Genomic DNA, 19,377 nt, shown 5'->3' on the forward strand with positions numbered 1-19,377 from the left:
CAGCAGGCCGCCGCACCGGTCGGCACGCTCACGGAGCTGCACCCGATGACCCCGGGCGGCGAGGGTGCGAGCGACCTCGAGACCGGCCGGGCCACCGCCGACGACGAGAACGTCGCGGGATTCGGCAACCGGTGACATCCCAGGTTCGTGTTCGTACCCGGCCTCGGGGTTGCCGATGCACCCGACGACCGGATTGTGGAAGTCGCGGACGAGGCACGCCTGGTTGCACAGCACGCACGGTCGCGGGTCGCGTCCGGCACGCACGTTCGCCACGAGATCCGGGTCGGCGATCTGCGCGCGGGTCATCTCGACAACGTCGCAGACGCCGTCCTCGAGCATGCGCCTGGCGTGCTCCGGGTCGACGATGCTGCCCTGCAACACGATCGGAACGGTTCCGGCGACCGCGTCGCGGATGCGGCGGCAGAGTTCTGCGTTGAATCCGGGTGGGGTGTGCGCGTCGGGCCGGTACGAGCCGGGGGCGAACAGGCCGCCCCGCACCACGGTGAGCAGGTCCAGGTGCGGCGCGAATTCGGCCGCGTGCGCGGAGGCGAGGTCGGGCGTGATCCCGGCCCACGGCGCGTTCTCGTCGCAGCTGAGCCGCAGCGCGAGGATCCGTCCGGGACCGAGTTCCCTTCGGACGGTGTCGATCACGCGACGCACCAGCAGGGGCCGATCGGTGCCGTAGCGGTCGGTCCGCAGATTGGTCAGCCCCGAGAGGAACTGCCGCAGCAGCGAGGTCGGACCGGCGTCGAGTTCGATGCCGTCGACGCCGGCGGCGACCGCGGTCGCGGCCGCACGGCGGAAACCGTCGAGCACCGAATCGATGTCAGCCGTGCTCATCTCGGCGGGCAACTCCCGGGTCGCCGGATCCGGAACCCGCGAAGGTGCGTGCATGGGCGACCGGGTCCAGGCGCTCGATCCCTGCAGTCCGGCGTGACCGAGCCCGGCGAGCACGAGGGTGCCGTGCGCGCGGCACGCGGTGACCGTCTCCGCCCAGCCGGCGGCACAGTCGGCGGCCAGCGGTGCCCGCTCGTAGGGGTGGTCGGCAGGGTGTACCGAGGCGACCTCGGTGACGACGATGCCGGCGCCGCCGCGGGCACGCCGCGCATAGTAGTCGGCGTGCCGCCGCGAGAGTGCTCTCCCCTCAGCGAGATTGGTCTCGTGCGGCCCGAAGACCACCCTCGCCGGCGCGGTCCGTCCGGCGAGGGTGATGGGATCGGTGAGCACGGAGCTTCGTGGAACCCGGTCAGATGCCGAGGTCGCGGCGGAAGCCCTCGGGCACGACCACGTCGTCCGGGGTGAGCTCGTGGATCGAGGTCTTGCCCAGGCCCATCAGCGCGGAACCGATTCCGCCGCTGAGGATGTCGAGGACGTTCTCGACACCGGCCTGACCGTTGGCGGCCAGACCCCACAGGTAGGCACGGCCGATGAGCACCGCCTTCGCACCGAGCGCGAGAGCCTTGACGACATCGCTGCCGCGTCGGATACCGCCGTCGAGCAGCACCTCGACGTCCTTGCCGACCGCCTCGGCGATCGCCGGCAGCGCCCGGATCGGCGCGGGAGTGCCGTCGAGGTTGTTGCCGCCGTGATTGGACACCGAGATCGCGGTGACACCGGCGTCGACGGCGCGCTTGGCGTCGTCGACCCGCATGACACCCTTGAGCATGAACGGGGCGTCACCCCACTGCTCGCGCAGCCAGGCGACGTCCTCCCAGGTGGGCAGCGGGGTGGTCATCCACTCACCGTAGGCACCGAAGAACGTCGGCGCCGCGCCACCGGGCGGGGTCAGGTTCGGGGTGGTCAGGTCCGGCACGGCGCCGGTCTTGGCCCACTCGAGCAGCCACTTCGGGCGGAAGATGCCCTCCGGCGCGAACTTGACCATCGCCTCGAGGTTCATCCGCTCCGGGATCGCCGGGCTGCCCCAGTCGCGGCCGTTGGAGAACGACCAGTCCAGGGTCATGATCAAACCCTTGGCGCCGGCAGCGCGGGCCCGCTCCATCCGCTGGACCAGCACGTCGCGGCTGCCGACCCAGTACATCTGGAAGAAGGTCTTGTCGTTGACCGCGGCGACCTCCTCGATGGACTTCGAGGCGAACGAGCTCAGGCCCATCGCGGTACCGCGGGCTGCGGCGGCACGGGCGACCGCGACCTCCCCGTCCGGGTGCACGGCCTGCACACCGGTCGGCGAGATCATCACCGGCAGCGACACGTCCTGACCGAGGATGTGCGTGCTCATCTCCCGCTTGTCCGACAGGCCGGCGACGTGCGGGGCGAACCCGATCTCCCGGAACGCGGCAGTGTTGTCGTCGACCGTCAGGCCCGCTTCGGAGCCGGCGACGAGCGCACCGTAGACGGATTTCGGCAGCCGCTTGCGGGCACGTTCCTGCGCGACGGCGACGGTTTCGAACCAGGGGTCGGTCGCCCACGGGTTCTTCAACCAGGATGGCTTGGCCATGGTCTGTGGTCTCCTCGGGAATTACAGTCCGGCGAGCGGGTTTTCGTCGCAGAACTTGGCGGGGGGTTTGGTCAGCAGGGTCAGCGGAACCGGCGCCTGCGGGGTGCGGCGCTCGGCGCGCTTGCCGGTGCGCGAGTGGTCGACGCTGGACTGCGGCACGGTGCGCTCACCCTCGAGCGCGGACTGCCCGTAGCCCTGGACGCATTCGGGGTCCGGGCCGTCCATCGGCAGGCCGGTGAAGAACTTCGCGGCCATGCAGCCGCCGCGGCACGCGTCGAAGAAGTTGCACGAGGAGCACGCGCCGGCGGACTGCGGCTCGCGCAGCTGTCGGAACAGCTCGGAGTTCTTCCACACCGAGGCGAATCCGCCGTCGGTGAGGATGTTGCCGGCGTGGAAGTTGTCGTGGATCGCGAACGGGCACGCGTAGACGTCGCCGATCGGGTCGATCAGGCACACCACCCGGCCCGCGCCGCACAGGTTCAGACCCGGCAGCGCACCGGCACCGCTCTGGCCGCCGAACGCGGACAGGTGGAAGAACGAGTCGCCGGTGAGCACACCCTCGCCGTGCGCGACGAGCCAGTCGTAGAGCTGCCGCTGCTGCTCGTGCGTGGGGTGCAGGTCGTCCCACACGTCCACCGCGCGTCCGGACGGGCGCAGCCGGGTGATGCGCAGGGTGGCACCGTACTTGTCGGCCAGGGCCTTGAATTCGTCGAGCTGGTCGACGTTCTCGCGGGTGACGACGACGGAGATCTTGGCGTCGCGGAAGCCTGCCTCGGACAGGTTCTCCAGCGCGCGCACGGCCATCGCGAACGAGCCGGGACCGCGGACGGCGTCGTTGACCTCGGCCGTCGCGCCGTCGAGGGAGATCTGCACGTCGACGTAGTCGGAGGCGGCCAGGCGCGCGGCGACCTTCTTGTCGATGCGCACGCCGTTGGTGGAGAACTTCACGCCCACCTGGTGCTCGGTGGCGTAGTCGACCAGTTCCCAGAAGTCCGAGCGCACGGTGGGTTCGCCGCCGCCGATGTTGACGTAGAAGACCTGCATGCGCTGCAGTTCGTCGATGATCGCCTTGCACTGTTCGGTCGACAGCTCCCGCGGGTCGCGTTTACCGGACGAGGACAGGCAGTGCACGCACGACAGGTTGCACGCGTAGGTCAGTTCCCAGGTCAGGCAGATGGGGGCGTCGAGGCCCTTCTCGAACTGATCGACGAGACGGCCCACTTTCGGCGGGGCGGAGGTGACGGGTGGTTCGAGCAGAGACGTCATAGCAGGTCCTTGCTGGTTCGGGGCGTCAGGCGGGGACGATCATGTGGGAGTCGGCCAGCGTGCGCAGGGCATGCAGGTAGGGCCGCTCGGCGTTCTCGTCGATTCCGTGGGCGCGCAACGCATCCCGCACCGAGTCGTGCTCGCCCAGGGAACGGACGACCTCGACGATCACGGTGTTCTTCAGAAACGACAGCTTGCGGGTGCCGAAGTGGTAGAGCAACGCCCCGAACGGTTCGGGGCGAAGCGCTACCTGCGGGTGGAGCCGCCACGTGGCGCCCGGATCGAACTGTGCAGTTGCCACGGCGGTGGCTCCGGGTGCGGACATGTCAGTACACGCCGCACATGCCGTCGATGGAGACCTCTTCCACGAGGGACTCCTCGATGAGCTCGGACTCGATCACCGCGTTGTCACGATCGGACATGTTTCCTCCTCGGATTTCTGCTCCTGGCGTGGAGTCGACGCCACAACAAGCCTTGCGTTGTGACTCGGTTCACCACTGTAATGGCATTGAGTGCAGAATGTCATCTATGGATCGAGGGAATCATGCGTAGCCGCCGGAAACCGTCCGCTCGGACAGGTCGGCGCCCCTCCACCACGAGGGAGGGGCTCAGCGCCGTCGGCATCGAACTGTTCCGCGAACGCGGCTTCGACGAGACCAGCGTCGACGAGATCGCCGAAGCCGCCGGGATCGCGCGCCGCACGTTCTTCCGTTACTTCCCGTCCAAGAACGCGGTGCCGTGGGGCGACTTCGACGAGCACCTGGCGCACATGCGCGCCCACCTGTCCGCACTTCCCGATGACATGCCGCTCGCCGAGGCCCTGGCGTCGGCGCTGCTGGATTTCAACACCTTCCCCGAGTCCGAGGCAGCGCGACACCGCGCCCGCATGGAACTGATCCTGCGCAACCCGACCCTGCAGGCGTATTCCTCGGTGATGTACCAGGGTTGGCGGCGGGTCATTGCCGAGTTCGTGGCCGACCGGACCGGCACCTCGGTCGAGGATCACTTCCCGCGTACCGTCGCATATCTCATGCTCGCCGTGGCGGTCTCGGCATACGAACAGTGGCTCGCCGACGACTCCACCGAACTCCCCGACCTGCTGGCCTCGGGGATGCGCACCCTCTACAGTGGGCTGAACTCCCCGGCCATCCCACCGAACGAGGCCCTGTCATGAGCGTGCTCGATTCCCTCGCACCTTGCACACCCGGACGCTGGACGCACGATCACGTCACCGTCGAACGCGTCGAGTCCGGCCCGTTGACGTTGCGCCGCAACGATGGTCGCCTGCACGTGACGCATTCGCTCGGACCGGCCGATCTCAGCGAACGGCTCGTCGCCGGCGTCACCGCATCGATCGAGGACGCCGACTTCGGACAGGACGAGTTCGAGTTGACGATGGTCGGGCTGGTGCGCTCGACGGTCCCCGATCCCCTCGACGCCTGGGTCACCTACTACCGCAACTCCCTGGGTGAACTTCTCGACGGCACAGCGGATTTCGCGCCCATCCACGACAAGGCCGCGGAACTGGTCCGCGGTCGCGTGCTGGACCTCGGGTCGTGCTTCGGATTCCTCCCGTTGCGCCTGGCCGGCGCGGGAACACAGGTGACCGCCACCGACATCCTCCCGGGCACCATGTCCCTGCTCGACGCCGTCGCCCCGCGCCTCGGCCTGTCCGTCGACACCCTCGTGTGCGACGCCGCGCACGTGCCGGTTCCCGACGACAGCACCGACACGGTCACGGCGATCCACCTGCTCGAACACGTCGACGACACGATCGGTGCCGCCGTCGTCGCCGAAGCACTGCGGATCGCGCGGGAACGGGTCGTGATCGCGGTGCCGTTCGAGGACGAGGCCACCGCCTGCCACGGCCACATACGCACCTTCGACCTCGACGCACTGAAGCGGCTCGGCGAATCCACCGGCCGGGACTTCGAGGTGTTCGAACATCACGGCGGGTGGCTGGTGCTCGACGCCTCCTGACCCGAGACGCCTACGCCGGACCGCCGGTCAGCGGGTCGCTGCCGGGGCGGACAGGTGCAGGAGCGGGAACGGGCGGCCGTCGCCGTCGGTCTCGGATCGTCCGGTGACGACGAAGCCGCGGCGCCGATAGAACGCCACCGCCGAGGGATTCTGCTCGTTGACGTCCACGGTGAGTGCGGGATGCCGGCGCATGGCATCCGCCAGCAGGACCGACCCGACACCGGTCCCGCGGTACTCGTCTTCGACGAAGAGCATCTCCAGCCGGCCGTCGGCGAGCCCGGAGAACCCGACGATCCGCCCACCCGTCACAGCGATCGTGAGGTCCACGGCCCGCAGATACGCCTGCGCCATCCTGCCTTCGTAGAAGGCGATGTCGTCGGCGGTCAGGAAGTGGTGGGTGGCGCGCACCGCGCTCCGCCACACCTCCACGAGCCGGGCGAACTCGTGTTCCCCTGCACAGCGGCGCAGTTCGATCTCGGTGACTCCGGTCATGGGCTCCGATTCCTGATGGTGCGTGGTGACGGTTCGCGGATCGTGCACGGCGCAGCCGCCCGGCGAGCGTCGACAGTACTTCGTCCCGGGCAGCATCGGAAGGTCACTGCTCGTACACTGCCCCCGAACGCACACGTCGACCGAACGCACACGTCAGGAGGCCGTGGCTGTGAATCTCTCCGGGTTGGATCTGTCCGCGTACGACGCACTGAGTTTCGACTGCTACGGCACGCTCATCGACTGGGAGACCGGCCTCACTGCCGTCCTGGCCCCGTGGGCGCGCGAAGCCGGACTCGACGTGTCCGGCGAGGATCTGCTCCTGGCGTACGGGGACGGCGAGGCCTCCGCCGAACAGGACATGCCCGGCGCGCTGTACCCGCAGATCCTGGCCGAAGCGTTCCGTCGTACCGGTGCGACGCTCGGCGCCGACGTGTCCGACGAATGGGCGACCCGGCTCGGCGCATCGGTTCCGGACTGGCCCGCGTTCCCGGATTCCGCTGCGGCCCTGGCGTCATTGGCGCAGGACTACACGCTCATCATCGTCTCCAACGTGCACCGCGAGGGCTTCGCGGGCAGCAACGCCCGTCTCGGGGTCACGTTCGACCGGATCATCACCGCGCAGGACGTCGGCGCCTACAAGCCCGCCCCGAACCACTTCGAGGCGCTCGACGAGGCGCTGACCGACCTGGAGATTCCCCGCGAACGCCTGCTGCACGTCGCGCAGTCGCTGTTCCACGACCACGTGCCGGCCAAGCGCCACGGCCTGCGTTCGGTCTGGATCAACCGCCGTCACGACCGGCCCGGCCAGGGTGCGACTCCGGTCCCGGCCGGCGACTACAGCTTCGACGCCGAATTCCCCAGCATGCAGGCGTTCGCCGAGGCAGCCCGGGCCGCGAAGCACGGGTGAACCGGTCACTGCACAGCGATGTCGCGGCGGCGTAGGGCCGCAACGCCCGCCGCGGCGAGCAGGACCGCCACGACGGTGAGCACGATCAGCGGGAGGGCTCGCAGCTCGGCCGCCGGCAGCGCCGGCACGTGCACGAACGGTGACAGATCCATCACCCACTGCGGCAGGTTCAGCAGCGGCCCGATCTGGCCGATGAGCACCCACACCACGAACAGGCCCCACGCGATACTCGCTGCGCGTCCCGGGAAGGCGCCGACGCACAGGACGGCCGTCGCGGCGACCAGCAGCACGGCCGGGACGAACGCGAGCGCAGCTTGCAGCAGCTCGCCGAGCGGTCCCCCGGGGTCCCCGATCGCGATGCCGTACGGAACCGCGACCGCGACACCGAGAATCACGTGCAGGACCACGATTCCGACGACCACCACGACGACGTGGGACAGCATCCACGGGGCGCGGCCGAGCGCGGTCGACAGCAGCGGTTCCACGCGACCGGAGCTCTCCTCACCGTGCATCCGCAGCACCGCCTGCACCGCGTACGCGGCGGTGAAGAAGGACATCATCAGGAAGGTCACGACGAAGTAGGCGTCGGTGAGCGCCTCGGCGCCGCCGCCGAGTTGCGTCATCATGTCGGCGACCGCGCCTCCTTCGTCGAGGAAGTTGTCCATCTCGTCCGCAATGCTCCCGTACGTCACCGCGAGCACTGCGATGCCCAGCGCCCACCACATCAGCGTGGTGCGTTGAATGCGCCACGCGAATCCGAGTGCCGTCGGCAGGCGCGGAGCGGCCCGGGCCGGGCCCGGGCGCGGCTGCACGAGTCCGGCGCCGTGATCGCGCCGCCCGGTCAGGGCGTAGGCGAGCCACACGGTCGCGACGACGAACAGCGCGAAGATCGCGAAGACCCACCATTTGTCGACGTCGAACGGCCGGACCTGTTGCGCCCAGCCGATCGGGCCGAGCCACGACGGCCACGCGCTGGTGACCCGGATCCCGGACTCGTCGACACTGCCGGTGGCATCGCCGACCGCGCGCAGCAGGAACGACAGACCGAGCGCGGCACCCGCGAGTCCGTTCGCGGTGCGGGATCCTTCGGTGACCTGCGCCGTCACCGCAGCGATCCCGGCGAAGGCGAGCCCGGTGGCGCCCGTCGCGGCTCCGAGCGCCAGCGAACCACCCAGGGGCAGACCCAACGCGACGGAGACGACCGTGAGCAGCACCGTCAGCACCACATCCGTGGCGAGTGCAACCAGCAGCGCCGCGGTGAGCATGGCCCGGCGCCCGACGACGGCCGCGCCGACCAGTTCCGCCCGCCCGGTCTCCTCGTTCTGCCGGGTGTGCCGAACCACCATCATCGAATTCATCAGTCCGGCGGCGAGTGCCAGGAACAACACTGTCTGGGCGGCCACGACGGCGCCGAGGCTGTCGCCCGACACCAGCCCGTTGGTGGCGAGCACCACCGGGGACACGGCGGAACTGACCGCGATCAGGTGCAGGTCGTTCGCGGTCGGGTACAGGTCCTTCAGGCTCACCACCGAGATCGCGTAGACCCCGGCGAACGCCACCAGCCACACCGGTACCTGCACGCGGTCGCGGCGCAGCGCCAGGCGGATCAGCCTGCCCGTGCCGGCGTAGGCCGGGCTCGGGTGTCTGCCGGTCGCGACAGTGCTCATCGCCCGCTCCCGCCGGGCACCTCGTCGCCGTAGTGCCGCAGGAACAGCTCTTCCAAGGTGGGCGGGGTGCAGGTCAGCGACGTCAGTTCGAAGTCGAGCAGCAGGCGCAGCACCTCGTCGAGCCGGGCGGTGTCGACTTCGCACCGCACGCGCAGTCCGTCGATCTCCAGGTCGTGGACCCCGGGATGGTCACCGAAACCCACTACGGGACGGGCCGTTTCGGCACGGATCGAGGTGCGGGTCAGGTGCCGCAGCTCGCTCAGGCTTCCCGACTCGACGGTGCGTCCTTGCCGGATGATCGTGACCCGGTCGCACAGGGCCTCGACCTCGGACAGCGTGTGGCTGGACAGCAGTACGGATCGGCCGTCCGCAACGGCTTCGCGCACGCAATCCCGGAACACCTCGTCCTTGAGCGGGTCCAGCCCGGACGTGGGCTCGTCGAACAGGAACAACTCGACGTCCGAGGCCAGCGCGGCCACGATCGCGACCTTCTGCCGGTTGCCCTTCGAGTAGGTGCGGGCCTTCTTGGTGGGATCGAGCTCGAATCTGTCCAGCAGGTCGGCCCGGCGTCGCTCGTCGATGCCCCCGCGCAGACCGGCCAGCAGGTCGATGGCCTCACCGCCGGTCAGATTGGGCCACAGGTTCACATCACCTGGCACGTAGGCCAGCCGCCTGTGCAAGTCCACGGAGTTGCGCCACGGATCTCCGCCGAGGAGTTCCACGCGACCGGAATCGGCGCGGAGCAGGCCGAGCAGGATACGAATGGTGGTGGATTTACCGGCGCCGTTGGGCCCGAGGAAGCCGTGCACCTCCCCGACGCGCACCTCGAGGTCGAGGCCGTCCAGGGCTCGGGTCGAGCCGAAGGTTTTGACGAGTTGAACTACGGAGAGTGCCTTCGTCATGTTCGGGAGGCTACTCGGGAGTCGCAGCGGTCGCCGGGTTCTCGGAACAGCACGGGTCCTCGGTACCGCACGCCGATGGTTTCTGTTGTGTAACGAGCCGAGGGCACGGCGTCCCCTTCGTAACGATCTGTGAACGATGGTCGATAATGCGACGGATCGTTGTCTCCCGTCACTGTCGGCGGGGGTTGTTCGTCTGTGGAGGTTGTCTGTGGGTACCCGAGTTCGCCGTGGGATTCTGCGTCGTGGAGTTCTGCGCCGTGGAATTCTGTCCGGGGCCGTGTGCGTCGCGGCCACGGTCGCAACCATCGCATCCACCGCTCCGGCCGGCGCCGCACCCGTGTATCCGCCGCTGCCGGCCGACCCGTTCTACCGGGCCGCCGCCGACGCAAGCTCCTCCACACCGGGTGACGTTCTCGGAATCCGGCGGATGCCGACCCCGGCGGGAATCACCGGGGCCGATACCTGGCAGCTCAGCTTCCGCTCCACGAACTCGCAGGGCGAGCCGATCACCGCGGTGACGACGGTGCTCGCTCCCGTCGGCAAGGCACCGGACGGGCCGCTGCTCTCGTTCCAGCACGTGATCAACGCGCTCGGACCGCAGTGCGCACCGTCGCAGACGCTGTGGACCACCGATCCGAACCTGGAGATCCGCGAGGCCGTCGGCCTGAACGTCGCGTTGCAACGAGGCTGGACGGTGGCGATCCCGGACCATCTCGGACCGACCAGCGCGTACGGGGCCGCCAAGCTGGGCGGCCAGATCACGCTCGACGGCATCCGGGCGGTCCAGCGCGCACCGGAACTGCAGGTCGCGAACAGCCCGGTCACACTCGCCGGGTACTCCGGCGGCGGAATGGCCACCGGGTGGGCGGCCGCTCTCGCCCCGAGCTATGCACCCGAACTGAACATCGTCGGGGCCGCGATGGGCGGTGTCCCGATGAACCTGCGGAAGATGGCCGACGGCATCGGCACCGATCCGCATCCGGCGTTCGGCCTGGCGTTCGCCGCTGCCCTCGGGCTCGAACGCGAATACCCCGACCGCATCGATCTCAGCGGACGGCTCACTCCCGCCGGGCTCGCCATGCGTGACGGCCTCAGCGCCGCGTGCACCAACGACATCCTGCGGATCGGCGCGGGCGGCAGCCTGCCGCAGGTCAGCCCGATCAGCCGGCTGACCGACGAACCGGGCGCCCTGGCCGTCGTCGACGAGAACAGCCTGGAGTTGTACCCCGGCGTTCCCCCGATGCCGATCTTCGAATGGCACAGCCCCACCGACGCGCTGATCCCGGTCGATTCGATCACCGCGACACTCGCCCGATACTGCGCGGCGGGCGCGCACGTCCAGAGCCTCGAGACCCCCACCCCCGACCACATGTCGGCGGCGGTGCTCGGGCTCGGGCAGGCGATGGACTTCCTGAACAAGCGTTTCGCGGGCGAGGAAACCCCTCGCACGTGCTGACGTCGTGCGCGCTTTCGGCTGCGGCAGGTGCCGAAAGCACGCACGAGGGCCAGGGCGTGTCTCCTAGTCCTTCTCGGATGCACCTGGCGATTGGGCGACGGGTGCGCCGAAATGGGGATCGGGAGACATGCCCTAGATCAAGCCCTGCTTGCTCGCCGCGTACACCGCCTCGGCGCGGCGGCCGACGCCGAGCTTGCGCATGATGTTGCTCACGTGGAACTTCACCGTCGTGGCCGAAATGAACAGCTGCTCACCGATCTTCGCGTTCGACAGCCCTGCGGCGAGTAGTCGCAGCACCTCGAGTTCGCGATCGGTGAGCTGTTCGGTCTGCGCGACCTTCCCGCTGAGCGTGCGCACCACCGCCGCGGCGCTGCGCGAGTCGAACGCGCTCTCGCCTCGCGAGACGGCCCGGATCGCGCGGACCAGTTCCGTGGTGTCGACGTCCTTGACGACGTAGCCGCGCGCGCCGGCGTGCACAGCCCGCACGACGAGTTGCTCGTCGAGGAACGTGGTGAGCACGAGCAGCCCGAGCCCGGGGTGGGCAGCGGACAACTGGCTGCACAAGGTCAGCCCCTCGTAGTCCGACCCGGCCGAGAGCTTCAGATCCATCAGGACGATGTCGGGGCGCATCCGGTCGACGAGAACGAGCGCTTCGTTCTCCGAGGAAGCCTCCCCGACGACCTCGAGGTCGGGTTCGCGGTCGAGGATCGACCGCAGCCCCTGACGGAGGATCGCATGGTCGTCGACGAGCACGATCCTCACGGTGTCCCGTCGGGTCCGCGGCGGTGTCACCGTCATGGCTGTTCTCCTGTTCTCGCCGCATCCTCTTCCTGCGGAACGGTTTTCGGAATGGGGATGCGCACCGCGACCCGGACTCCCCCGATTCGGGCGCGGCGCACCTCGAGCCGGCCGCCCAGCTCGTGGGCACGCGCCTGCATGTTCGCCAGGCCGCGGTGCCGGCCGTCGAAGTCGCTGCCGGCGGCCAGCCGCAACATCACCCGGATGCGGGCGGGGTCACCGTTGCCGTCGTCGGCGACCGACAGCAGCACCGACTCGGGTCCGTACGTCAACCGCAGAACGGCGCGGGTCGCGTTCGCGTGCACGACCGCGTTGAACAGTGCCTCCCCCGCGATCCGCAGCAACGCGTGCTCGACGTCGCCGGACAGTTCGACGGGAGTGCCGCCGACCCGGATGACGATGTCGAGTTCACCGGGGGTATGCGCGACCCGGAGCTGCTCGAGCATCTCCGGCAGCGACGACCGGTCCGCGGCCGACGGATGGTTGAGCGCGTAGATCGCCGACCGCAGCTGTTCGACTGCGCGGCGCGTTAATTCCTTCGCCAGGTCGAGACGTTCGGAACGTTCGCTGTCGGGAATGTCGCTGCGGCACACCTCGATCTGCATGCCCGCCGACAGCACGGCCTGGGTGACGCTGTCGTGCAGTTCGCGCGCGATGCGATGACGTTCCTCGTCGAGCGCCTGCTGCCGGTGCGCGGCACCGAGTTGCCGTTGGGTCCGTTCCAGTTCGCGCAGGGTCGCTTCGAGTTCGGCGTTGCGCGACTGCAGGTCGGCGGCGGCCTGATTCGCTTCCCGATAGGCTTCCTCGGCGCGTTCGAGCAGCAGCTGGCCCCGCTGATAGAGCGCCGAATTCTGCAGGGCCACAGCGGTTTGGCTGGCCAGGATGGACAGTACCGCGCGATCGGTGGCGTCGAGGGTCCGATGCTCCGGTGTCCACGCCGCGATCGCACCGGCGACACCACCGCCGAGCACGATCGGCACGAACGCATGATGGCCCTCGACGATCGGATCTCGATCGACCGTGCCGCCGCGGATGTCGTCGAGGCAGCGCACGACCTCGTCGGGCAGTGGTGGGCCCTCGACGTTGTCGACGAGGAAGGGCGTCGCGTCCGGTCCGAGTACGAGCCGGCGGGGTCCGGCGTCGGGCAGCATGCCGTCGGCGAGCGCGAACACCACCCAGCGGGCGCTCAGGTGTGCCCGGGCGGCTTCCGCGACCGCGCAGATCAGCGTTTCGGGCCCTTCGACGGTGCGCACGAGCGCCCGCGAGATGAGTTCGAGGGCGTGCACGACCCGTTCGAGACGTTCGGCGGCGCCGCGGTACTGCGGGTAGAACGTGGGCTTGCCCGACCGCAGTCCGGTGAGCTGGGACAGGTCCGGGGCCGAGGAGTTCACAACGCCGCCCGGAACAGCGCGACCATCTGTTCGTGGGTCGCCGCGCGCGGGTTGGTGGACATACACGCGTCGCGCAGGGCACCCTCGGCGAGGCGGGTCAGATCCTGTTCCCGCACACCGAGTTCCCGCAGTCCGCGCGGCACCCCGACCTCGCGGGCGAGTCGTTCGACGCGGTCGGCGACGGCGAGGGCGGCCTCCTGTGCGGGGCCGCGGTGTTCGTCCAGGCCGAGGGCCGCGGCGATCGCCGCGAACGGTGCCGGGTCGGCGGCCGCGTTGAACCGGATCACGTGCGGCAGCAGCACCCCGTTGATGACGCCGTGCGGCTGATCGAGCAGGCCGCCGACCTGGTGGCTCATCGCGTGCGCCGCGCCGAGGATCGCGTTGGTGAACGCCAGGCCGGCCTCGAGGCTGGCCTGGGCCATGGCGGTGCGGTGCGTCATCTCGTGCGGGTCGTCGATGGTGTGGACGAGGGTGCCGGTGACCATCGCGACGGCCCGCAGCGCGTGATGGTCGGTGAGCGGATTGTGGGCGCGGGAGACGAACGCCTCGATGCCGTGGGTGAGTGCATCGAGCCCGGTCGCCGCGTTCAGGTCGTCGGGCATGGTGGTCAGCAGCCGCGGGTCGATGACCGTCAGGTCGGGCACCAGCGACCGGCCGATGATGGTGATCTTGGTGTTGCGGGTGGTGTCGGTGACGACGCAGAACTGTGACACGTCCGCGCCGGTACCGGAGGTGGACGGCACCATCACCATCGGCGGGATCGGCAGCGGCGCCCGGTCCACGCCCTCGTAGTCGAGGATGCTGCCGCCGTTCGCGGCGAGCACGGCGATGCCCTTGGCGGCGTCGATCACCGAGCCACCGCCGAGCCCGACCAGCACGTCGCAGCCTTCGGCGCGGTAGAGCTCGTGACCGGCGGCGACCTCGAAGTCCTTCGGATTCGGCGTCAGCTCGCTCCACACGACCGGGACCAGGCCCTGTTCGTCCAGGTGGTGGCGCAGTTCGTCGACCCATCCGGCCTCGACGAGTCCCGGGTCGGTGACGAGCATCGGCCGGCTGCCGCCGAGACGCGCGGTCGCGTGTGCGGCCTCGGCGAGGGATCCGGCACCGAACACGATCTCGGGGGCGTGGAACTTCGCCAGCGTCGGCGTCTCCCTTCCGGCGTTCCCCGATTCGGTTCGACGTTCCGGTATGGCGACGGCCACTGCAGCACTCCTGACGTCCCCGGCGATTGCGGCGTGTGATCCAGCTTACGGTCCTTCGAGCGTAGGCCGGGTGGGCGGCCGGGGCACCGGGTCGACGGGTAGGTCCGGTACCTACCCGATCGGGTAGGTACCGGCGGAGTCGGGAGCGGTGGTGCGTCGGGCTCAGTCGCCGAGCTTGCGGCTGATCTTGTCGACCTTCCGTCCCACCGCCAGGATCGCCTTGAGAACGTCCTCCAGTTCCGGGCCTTCGACGTGGCTCGTCGGGGGATTCACCGGACCCACACCGCCCGGCAGACCGCCATCGGGTACTTCGACCAGGTCGAATGCCCATTTACGGATGATCTCGACCATGACCTCCGGATGTGCGATCAGGTCCAGGGTCGGACCGTGTTCCCTGATGATCTGCTGAACTACGCGACGTTCTCGGTCCGACACAGCCACGGCTCTACCTCTCACTCGGCGGGATTCGTCGTCGGCGCCTCACGCACCCACGTGGTCAGGATCGTCTTGACTCGCCGGGCAGGCCGCCCGGTGTGGCGCATCCGCTGATCGACGGATCCGTCCGGCAGGAGATTCGGCCAGGCGAGCAATCTCCCCGCGTGCGGCCGGAATCGTTCTCGGAGGACCGGAAACCAGGTGCTTCCCCCCGACTGCGAGTCACTGAGGTAGATCAGCACGGACACCGAACGTTCACCCCACCGGTCACCGGAGAAGAAGCCGCTGTCGTGGTGCTCCTCGAATCGCTCTCCCGCCCGGTACCGTACGATCTGCCAGGGTTCGAAATGATCGGCGGGAACACCGAAGTCGCCGGCCAGCCTCCTCTCGACCCGCCTCAGCAGTTCGCGCGCTTCGTCGCTCAGCCAGGTCTCGTCGGTGGTCGAACTGGTGCGATCGATCGAAAGACCGGTGAATCGCCGCCCCTCGGCGTCGCGGCGGAGCACCGAACTCGGCCGCCAATAGGTGAACCGGAGATCGTCGTAGATGAGGGCGCACTCGCCGGCGTCGAGAAACTCGTCGACGCACGTCACCGTTCCCGGGTGAAGCGTGACAGCGGTGTCGATCATGACGTCACCAGAGTCAGGTTGACGTGTGATTCGAATGCGGAGACGTCCGCAGGCGAGACCTCGCCGTCACCGGTGAGGTAGCGCCGAAGTGCCTCGAGCGATCGCTCCTGACGTTCGTCGTATCCGCCGTGGTCGGACCAGTGCGTCCGCCGGGTGTCGCGTTCGTACGCGTGCCAACCGATCACCCGGTGGGGGTGGAAGAGTCGATATCCGGCCGCGAAAGCCCGGACACTGGTGAGCACTTCGTCGCCGAAGAAGTACACCCCGGGGTCGAACCGCACTTCCTCGTTGTACCCGCCGTCGGTGAGCAGGAAGTGCAGGGACGCGAAGTCCGCGGGTGCGGGGGCCACGAGATCCGGGAAGCCCACCATTGCCGCACCCCGCAGCCGGGTGAGCACACCTCGGTCGCGCAGGTACGGATAGATCCGGAGGGGGCGCATCGCCCGGCAGCGGTCGTCGTCGGGACTGTACGCAGGCAGATACCCCGTGAGAATCGGCTTCGCGATCCCGGATGAGCGCAGTCCTTCCAGCATCCCCACCGCCGTGTCGTCCCAGCCGGCGGCGAATCGGTGGTGGGAGTCGATCAGCAGGGTGTAGGGCTCACCCTTCCACGCACCCTGCAATCGTCGGCGAGCCCAGTTACAGCCCTCACTCCTGCTCGCCGCGATCTCGTCGATCTCCAGCCCGGGAAGCGCCACGACGTCGTCGGGCAGCACTTCGTCCTCGGTCCGCTGCCACATGACCCGGACCCGCAGCCGCTCGGGGTGCGCTGCCTGCGCATACAGGTCCCGCAGAGTGGGCCCGAGTTCCCGATCCCGATAGGCCGGTACCTGCACGTAGAGCGCCGGGTCGCGGCAGCCTCCCGGCCACCCGGGTGGTGCCGGCTTCATCCCTGGGCACCCATCACCACGCCTTCGCGGCGCGGGTCCGCACCGCCGACCCAGCCGGTGTCCGTATGCCACAGCGCGCTGAGTCCGCTGGACTGGGGCGCGACCGACACCTGGTGCCCGCGTTCACGCAGGGCGGCGACGAGCGGGTCGTGGGCCCCGTCGTCGGACCCGTCGATCGCGGGATGTTCCCCACCGACACCGGTGACCGGGGTGTTCGCGGCGCCGAACGAGACGGCGGACACCGCCTGCTGCGGGTCCAGACCCCAGTCGAGCATGTTCACCAGGGTCTTCACCACGAACTGGATGATCACCGAGCCGCCGGGTGAGCCGGTCACGAGCACCGGGGTGCCGCGGGCGCCGTCGGGGGTGCGCTCGAACACGAGGGTCGGCGACATCGAACTGCGCGGTCGCTTGCCGGGCTCCACCCGATTCGCGACCGGCGTGCCGGTCTCGTCGACCGGCTCGGCCGCGAAGTCGGTGAGCTGGTTGTTCAGCAGGAATCCGTCGACCATGTGGAACGAGCCGAACGCCGATTCGATGGTCGTGGTCATCGCGGCGACGTTCCCGTAGCGGTCGGCGACGGAGATGTGACTGGTGCCGTGCTCGGGAACCTGCGGTGGTGCCCCGATCGGGACGGGCCCGAAGTCCCCGGGCTGGGCGGTGCCCATGCTGCGGTTCGGGTCGATCAGCGCGGCGCGCCCCTTCAGGTAGGTCTCGTCGAGCAGGGTCTCGGGTGAGCCACCGGGCAGCGGCACGAAATCGGAGTCCGCGACGTACTTGTCGCGATCCGCGTACGCGAGCCGTTCGGCCTCGGCGATCAGGTGGACGGCCTCCGCGTCCGGGACACCGCCGTTCGCGTCGACGTCGGCCGGCGGGAACGCCGACAGATCGAAGTTCTCGAGGATGCCGAGGGTCGCGGCGACCGCGATGCCGCCGGACGACGGGTTCGGCATCCCGCAGATCTCGTAGGACCGGTAGGGGGTGCACAGCGCGGTCCGCTGCTTCGCGCGGTACCCGGCGAGGTCGTCGACGGTCATCTCTCCGGGGGTCCGCCCGCCTGAGGTCGTGTCGACGGCGTCGACGATCCCGGTCGCGATGGCACCGGTGTAGAAGGCGTCCGCCCCACCGGCGGCGATGGCCCCGAGGGTCTTGCTCATCGCCGGATTGGTCAGCACGGTGCCTTCGGTCTTGGGAGCGCCGTCCGCTTCGAGGAAGTACGCGGCGGCCGCCTCGTCCCGGGCGAGGTCGGCGGCGGAGTCCGCGATCGACTGCGCGAGCCGATCGCTGATCTCGATGCCGTCGTCGGCAAGCGTCACCGCGGGTTCGAAAAGCTGTGCCCAGTCGGTGTTTCCGTGGTCGCGATGGACGTCCTCGAGCATCCGGAGCACGCCGGGCACGCCGATGGAACGGCCGCTGGCGCGGGCGTCGGGCTGCGGTTCGGTGCGGTCGGTGTCGCTGATCCAGCGCAGATAGTTCTCGGTGGCCGATGCCGGTGCGGTCTCCCGGCCGTCGTACGCCTGGACCTGCCCGGTCGCGGCGTCGAAGTACATCAGGAACGCGCCGCCCCCGATACCCGAGGACTGCGGCTCCACCAGACCGAGCACGGTCTGGGCGACGACCAGCGCGTCCGCTGCGGTGCCACCGTCGCGGAGCACCTCGCACGCCGCCTCGGTCGAAATCGGATTGGCGGTCGAGACCGCGAACTCTCCGGCATTCACCGCGACCATCCCGTCGCGATAGCCGGTGGCGATCTCCGGGTTGGTGGACAGGTCGCGATCGGTCTCCGGCGGTGCCGGTGGTGCCGTGAGCGGTGTGCCGTTCGGTGCCGCGGTGCATGCCGCGGAGGTGTCCTGCGCGTCGCCCACCGCCGACGTGCACGCTCCGAGCACTCCGACGGCGGCCACCGCGGCGATTGCTGCCCGGACACCCGGGCGGACCTCGGCTGGCGTCCTCACCCGTTCGACGCTAACAGCGGCCGGGCGGTCGCCGGGGCGGTTCGGCGCGCACGCTCACAGATCGAACTTGGAGGCGTACCGGACCAGCCTCCCGATGTGGTCGCGGGCGGCGTGCAGATCGAGACGGGCGTCGCTGAGCAGGTCCAGCATCTCCCGCCGGGCGGACTCGCCGGCCCCGTGCATGTCCTCCCGGTCGAACACCTCGAGCGACTCGACGAGGTCGCCCACCCGCCGGTCGAGTGCACCGAGGTCGTTCCGCAGTGACTCCGCTCGCTCGGCCACTGTGCGGTCGGTCATCGCAATTCCCCCCGCCCAACTGGTGTGCCACGGTTTGCCTGCACCGTATCGCCCGGACCGGTCCCCCGTACCCGAAACCGGATGAGGGGCACATTCACCCGGAACGCGGCGGGGTCAGCGGAGAGCGTGGCCGAGTTCGGCGGCGCGGTCGAGCAGTTGCGCGCCGTCGCGGGCGACCACGACCCGGTCGCACGCCTCCGCGTAGTCGGGCATCGCGCACGTCGCCTGCTGCCAGTACCGTTCCGGTTCCGGGGTGATCCAGGCCAGGCGGTGCACGCGGCGGCGCAGGTCCGCGAGGCGGTCGGCACGCGCGGGCAGGCCGTTGCAGCGACCGTCGCCGACGACGAGCACCGAGGTGCGTGCATCGAGGAGACCGGCGTGGTCGGTGAGCATTTCGTCGAAGACCCGTCCGTAGTCGCTCGACGCCTCGAGGTCCACCGCCGGATGCGCCAGCACCCGTGCCAGCGCACCGTCGCCGCCACCGGCGAGCAGTTGCTGTGTCACCTCGACGGGCCGGTCGACGAACGCGACGACGCGGCACCGGTGCGCCCGGCCGTGCATGGCCTGGGCGAGCCGGAGCGTGAACGCGGTGACCGGCCGCACCGACAGCGACACGTCGGCGAGGACGAGCAGCCGTACCCGGTCCGGCCGGGGT

General features: G+C 69.5%; 21 protein-coding genes. 4 read left to right on the forward strand and 17 right to left on the reverse strand.

Translation table 11 applies throughout. The features are described from left to right. The 5 genes from ACN675_RS21370 to mftA form a co-directional block, all read right to left on the reverse strand. Window positions 1-1,227 (reverse strand): mycofactocin system FadH/OYE family oxidoreductase 1 (locus ACN675_RS21370; RefSeq protein WP_420752749.1); only part of this gene is annotated, 1,227 nt, incomplete at its 3' end. A 19-nt stretch (window positions 1,228-1,246) separates the two neighbouring features. After that, window positions 1,247-2,455, reverse strand: a complete 1,209-nt coding sequence (gene mftD / locus ACN675_RS21375) for a pre-mycofactocin synthase MftD (RefSeq protein ID WP_420752750.1) — start codon at window positions 2,453-2,455, stop codon at window positions 1,247-1,249. 21 nt (window positions 2,456-2,476) lie between these two features. Further along, entirely contained in the window at window positions 2,477-3,721 is a 1,245-nt protein-coding gene (gene mftC, locus ACN675_RS21380) for a mycofactocin radical SAM maturase (RefSeq protein ID WP_420752751.1), read from the reverse strand. A gap of 25 nt (window positions 3,722-3,746) precedes the next feature. Further along, window positions 3,747-4,046, reverse strand: a complete 300-nt coding sequence (gene mftB, locus ACN675_RS21385; RefSeq protein ID WP_420752752.1) for a mycofactocin biosynthesis chaperone MftB — start codon at window positions 4,044-4,046, stop codon at window positions 3,747-3,749. Between the two features lies 1 nt (window position 4,047). After that, window positions 4,048-4,143, reverse strand: coding sequence for a mycofactocin precursor MftA (gene mftA, locus ACN675_RS21390; protein ID WP_068159438.1), 96 nt, complete (start codon window positions 4,141-4,143; stop codon window positions 4,048-4,050). Between the two features lie 122 nt (window positions 4,144-4,265). Between mftA and mftR the strand changes: the two genes are divergently transcribed. Beyond that, on the forward strand, window positions 4,266-4,895 hold the full coding sequence (gene mftR, locus ACN675_RS21395; RefSeq protein ID WP_420752753.1) for a mycofactocin system transcriptional regulator: 630 nt from the start codon (window positions 4,266-4,268) through the stop codon (window positions 4,893-4,895). Beyond that, entirely contained in the window at window positions 4,892-5,701 is an 810-nt protein-coding gene (mftM, locus tag ACN675_RS21400) for a mycofactocin oligosaccharide methyltransferase MftM (protein ID WP_420752754.1), read from the forward strand. The genes mftR and mftM overlap by 4 nt, the downstream gene beginning before the upstream one ends. A 27-nt stretch (window positions 5,702-5,728) precedes the next feature. Here mftM and ACN675_RS21405 read toward each other — a convergent pair whose 3' ends face one another. Beyond that, window positions 5,729-6,193 (reverse strand): acetyltransferase, encoded by a 465-nt coding sequence (locus ACN675_RS21405; RefSeq protein ID WP_420752755.1) that lies wholly within the window; start codon window positions 6,191-6,193, stop codon window positions 5,729-5,731. Window positions 6,194-6,356: 163 nt separating this feature from the next. Here ACN675_RS21405 and ACN675_RS21410 point away from each other — a divergent pair, with 163 nt between their 5' ends. Then, window positions 6,357-7,100 (forward strand): haloacid dehalogenase type II, encoded by a 744-nt coding sequence (locus ACN675_RS21410; RefSeq protein WP_420752756.1) that lies wholly within the window; start codon window positions 6,357-6,359, stop codon window positions 7,098-7,100. 5 nt (window positions 7,101-7,105) lie between these two features. Here the strand turns inward: ACN675_RS21410 and ACN675_RS21415 are convergent, their stop codons facing one another. Together ACN675_RS21415 and ACN675_RS21420 are read right to left on the reverse strand one after the other, a co-directional pair. Beyond that, a complete protein-coding gene (locus ACN675_RS21415) occupies window positions 7,106-8,767 on the reverse strand; it encodes an ABC transporter permease (protein ID WP_420752757.1) in 1,662 nt (553 codons plus the stop codon). Further along, window positions 8,764-9,669 (reverse strand): ATP-binding cassette domain-containing protein, encoded by a 906-nt coding sequence (locus ACN675_RS21420; protein ID WP_420752758.1) that lies wholly within the window; start codon window positions 9,667-9,669, stop codon window positions 8,764-8,766. The genes ACN675_RS21415 and ACN675_RS21420 overlap by 4 nt, the downstream gene beginning before the upstream one ends. Before the next feature lie 208 nt (window positions 9,670-9,877). On the opposite strand from ACN675_RS21420, the gene ACN675_RS21425 reads away from it, so the two are divergent. Beyond that, entirely contained in the window at window positions 9,878-11,125 is a 1,248-nt protein-coding gene (locus ACN675_RS21425) for a lipase family protein (protein ID WP_420752759.1), read from the forward strand. A 132-nt stretch (window positions 11,126-11,257) separates the two neighbouring features. Here the strand turns inward: ACN675_RS21425 and ACN675_RS21430 are convergent, their stop codons facing one another. The 9 genes from ACN675_RS21430 to ACN675_RS21470 all read right to left on the reverse strand — a co-directional run. Continuing rightward, complete coding sequence (locus ACN675_RS21430; RefSeq protein ID WP_420752760.1) at window positions 11,258-11,923, reverse strand: MadR family response regulator transcription factor; 666 nt, start codon at window positions 11,921-11,923, stop codon at window positions 11,258-11,260. Continuing rightward, on the reverse strand, window positions 11,920-13,314 hold the full coding sequence (locus ACN675_RS21435) for a MadS family sensor histidine kinase (RefSeq protein ID WP_420752761.1): 1,395 nt from the start codon (window positions 13,312-13,314) through the stop codon (window positions 11,920-11,922). The genes ACN675_RS21430 and ACN675_RS21435 overlap by 4 nt, the downstream gene beginning before the upstream one ends. After that, complete coding sequence (locus ACN675_RS21440; RefSeq protein ID WP_420752768.1) at window positions 13,311-14,504, reverse strand: iron-containing alcohol dehydrogenase; 1,194 nt, start codon at window positions 14,502-14,504, stop codon at window positions 13,311-13,313. The genes ACN675_RS21435 and ACN675_RS21440 overlap by 4 nt, the downstream gene beginning before the upstream one ends. 174 nt (window positions 14,505-14,678) lie before the next feature. Beyond that, the gene (locus tag ACN675_RS21445) at window positions 14,679-14,957 is read right to left on the reverse strand and encodes a hypothetical protein (RefSeq protein WP_420752762.1); all 279 of its coding nucleotides are present in this window, start codon (window positions 14,955-14,957) and stop codon (window positions 14,679-14,681) included. Between the two features lie 11 nt (window positions 14,958-14,968). Next, window positions 14,969-15,580 carry a 2OG-Fe(II) oxygenase gene (locus ACN675_RS21450; RefSeq protein WP_420752763.1) on the reverse strand — a complete coding sequence of 204 codons (612 nt, stop codon included), beginning with the start codon at window positions 15,578-15,580 and terminating at the stop codon, window positions 14,969-14,971. Next, on the reverse strand, window positions 15,577-16,470 hold the full coding sequence (locus tag ACN675_RS21455; RefSeq protein WP_420752764.1) for a GlcNAc-transferase family protein: 894 nt from the start codon (window positions 16,468-16,470) through the stop codon (window positions 15,577-15,579). The genes ACN675_RS21450 and ACN675_RS21455 overlap by 4 nt, the downstream gene beginning before the upstream one ends. Next, window positions 16,467-18,425 (reverse strand): gamma-glutamyltransferase, encoded by a 1,959-nt coding sequence (gene ggt / locus ACN675_RS21460; protein ID WP_420752765.1) that lies wholly within the window; start codon window positions 18,423-18,425, stop codon window positions 16,467-16,469. The genes ACN675_RS21455 and ggt overlap by 4 nt, the downstream gene beginning before the upstream one ends. 54 nt (window positions 18,426-18,479) lie before the next feature. Next, on the reverse strand, window positions 18,480-18,722 hold the full coding sequence (locus ACN675_RS21465) for a hypothetical protein (protein ID WP_420752766.1): 243 nt from the start codon (window positions 18,720-18,722) through the stop codon (window positions 18,480-18,482). 114 nt (window positions 18,723-18,836) lie between these two features. Further along, on the reverse strand, window positions 18,837-19,377 hold a 541-nt coding region (locus ACN675_RS21470), incomplete at its 5' end, for a VWA domain-containing protein (protein WP_420752767.1).

It is taken from the genome of Rhodococcus sp. O3, from assembly GCF_048897285.1.
In the GTDB taxonomy this organism is placed as follows: domain Bacteria; phylum Actinomycetota; class Actinomycetes; order Mycobacteriales; family Mycobacteriaceae; genus Rhodococcus.

Excerpts from the sequence above, each read along its gene's own strand:
- ACN675_RS21465 (WP_420752766.1), bottom strand. The coding sequence starts at position 18,722 with ATGACCGACCGCACAGTGGCCGAGCGAGCGGAGTCACTGCGGAACGAC.
- mftR (WP_420752753.1), top strand. The coding sequence starts at position 4,266 with ATGCGTAGCCGCCGGAAACCGTCCGCTCGGACAGGTCGGCGCCCCTCC.
- mftC (WP_420752751.1), bottom strand. The coding sequence starts at position 3,721 with ATGACGTCTCTGCTCGAACCACCCGTCACCTCCGCCCCGCCGAAAGTG.
- ACN675_RS21405 (WP_420752755.1), bottom strand. The coding sequence starts at position 6,193 with ATGACCGGAGTCACCGAGATCGAACTGCGCCGCTGTGCAGGGGAACAC.
- mftA (WP_068159438.1), bottom strand. The coding sequence starts at position 4,143 with ATGTCCGATCGTGACAACGCGGTGATCGAGTCCGAGCTCATCGAGGAG.
- ACN675_RS21430 (WP_420752760.1), bottom strand. The coding sequence starts at position 11,923 with ATGACGGTGACACCGCCGCGGACCCGACGGGACACCGTGAGGATCGTG.
- mftM (WP_420752754.1), top strand. The coding sequence starts at position 4,892 with ATGAGCGTGCTCGATTCCCTCGCACCTTGCACACCCGGACGCTGGACG.
- ACN675_RS21415 (WP_420752757.1), bottom strand. The coding sequence starts at position 8,767 with ATGAGCACTGTCGCGACCGGCAGACACCCGAGCCCGGCCTACGCCGGC.
- ACN675_RS21455 (WP_420752764.1), bottom strand. The coding sequence starts at position 16,470 with ATGAAGCCGGCACCACCCGGGTGGCCGGGAGGCTGCCGCGACCCGGCG.
- mftD (WP_420752750.1), bottom strand. The coding sequence starts at position 2,455 with ATGGCCAAGCCATCCTGGTTGAAGAACCCGTGGGCGACCGACCCCTGG.
- ACN675_RS21450 (WP_420752763.1), bottom strand. The coding sequence starts at position 15,580 with ATGATCGACACCGCTGTCACGCTTCACCCGGGAACGGTGACGTGCGTC.
- mftB (WP_420752752.1), bottom strand. The coding sequence starts at position 4,046 with ATGTCCGCACCCGGAGCCACCGCCGTGGCAACTGCACAGTTCGATCCG.
- ACN675_RS21420 (WP_420752758.1), bottom strand. The coding sequence starts at position 9,669 with ATGACGAAGGCACTCTCCGTAGTTCAACTCGTCAAAACCTTCGGCTCG.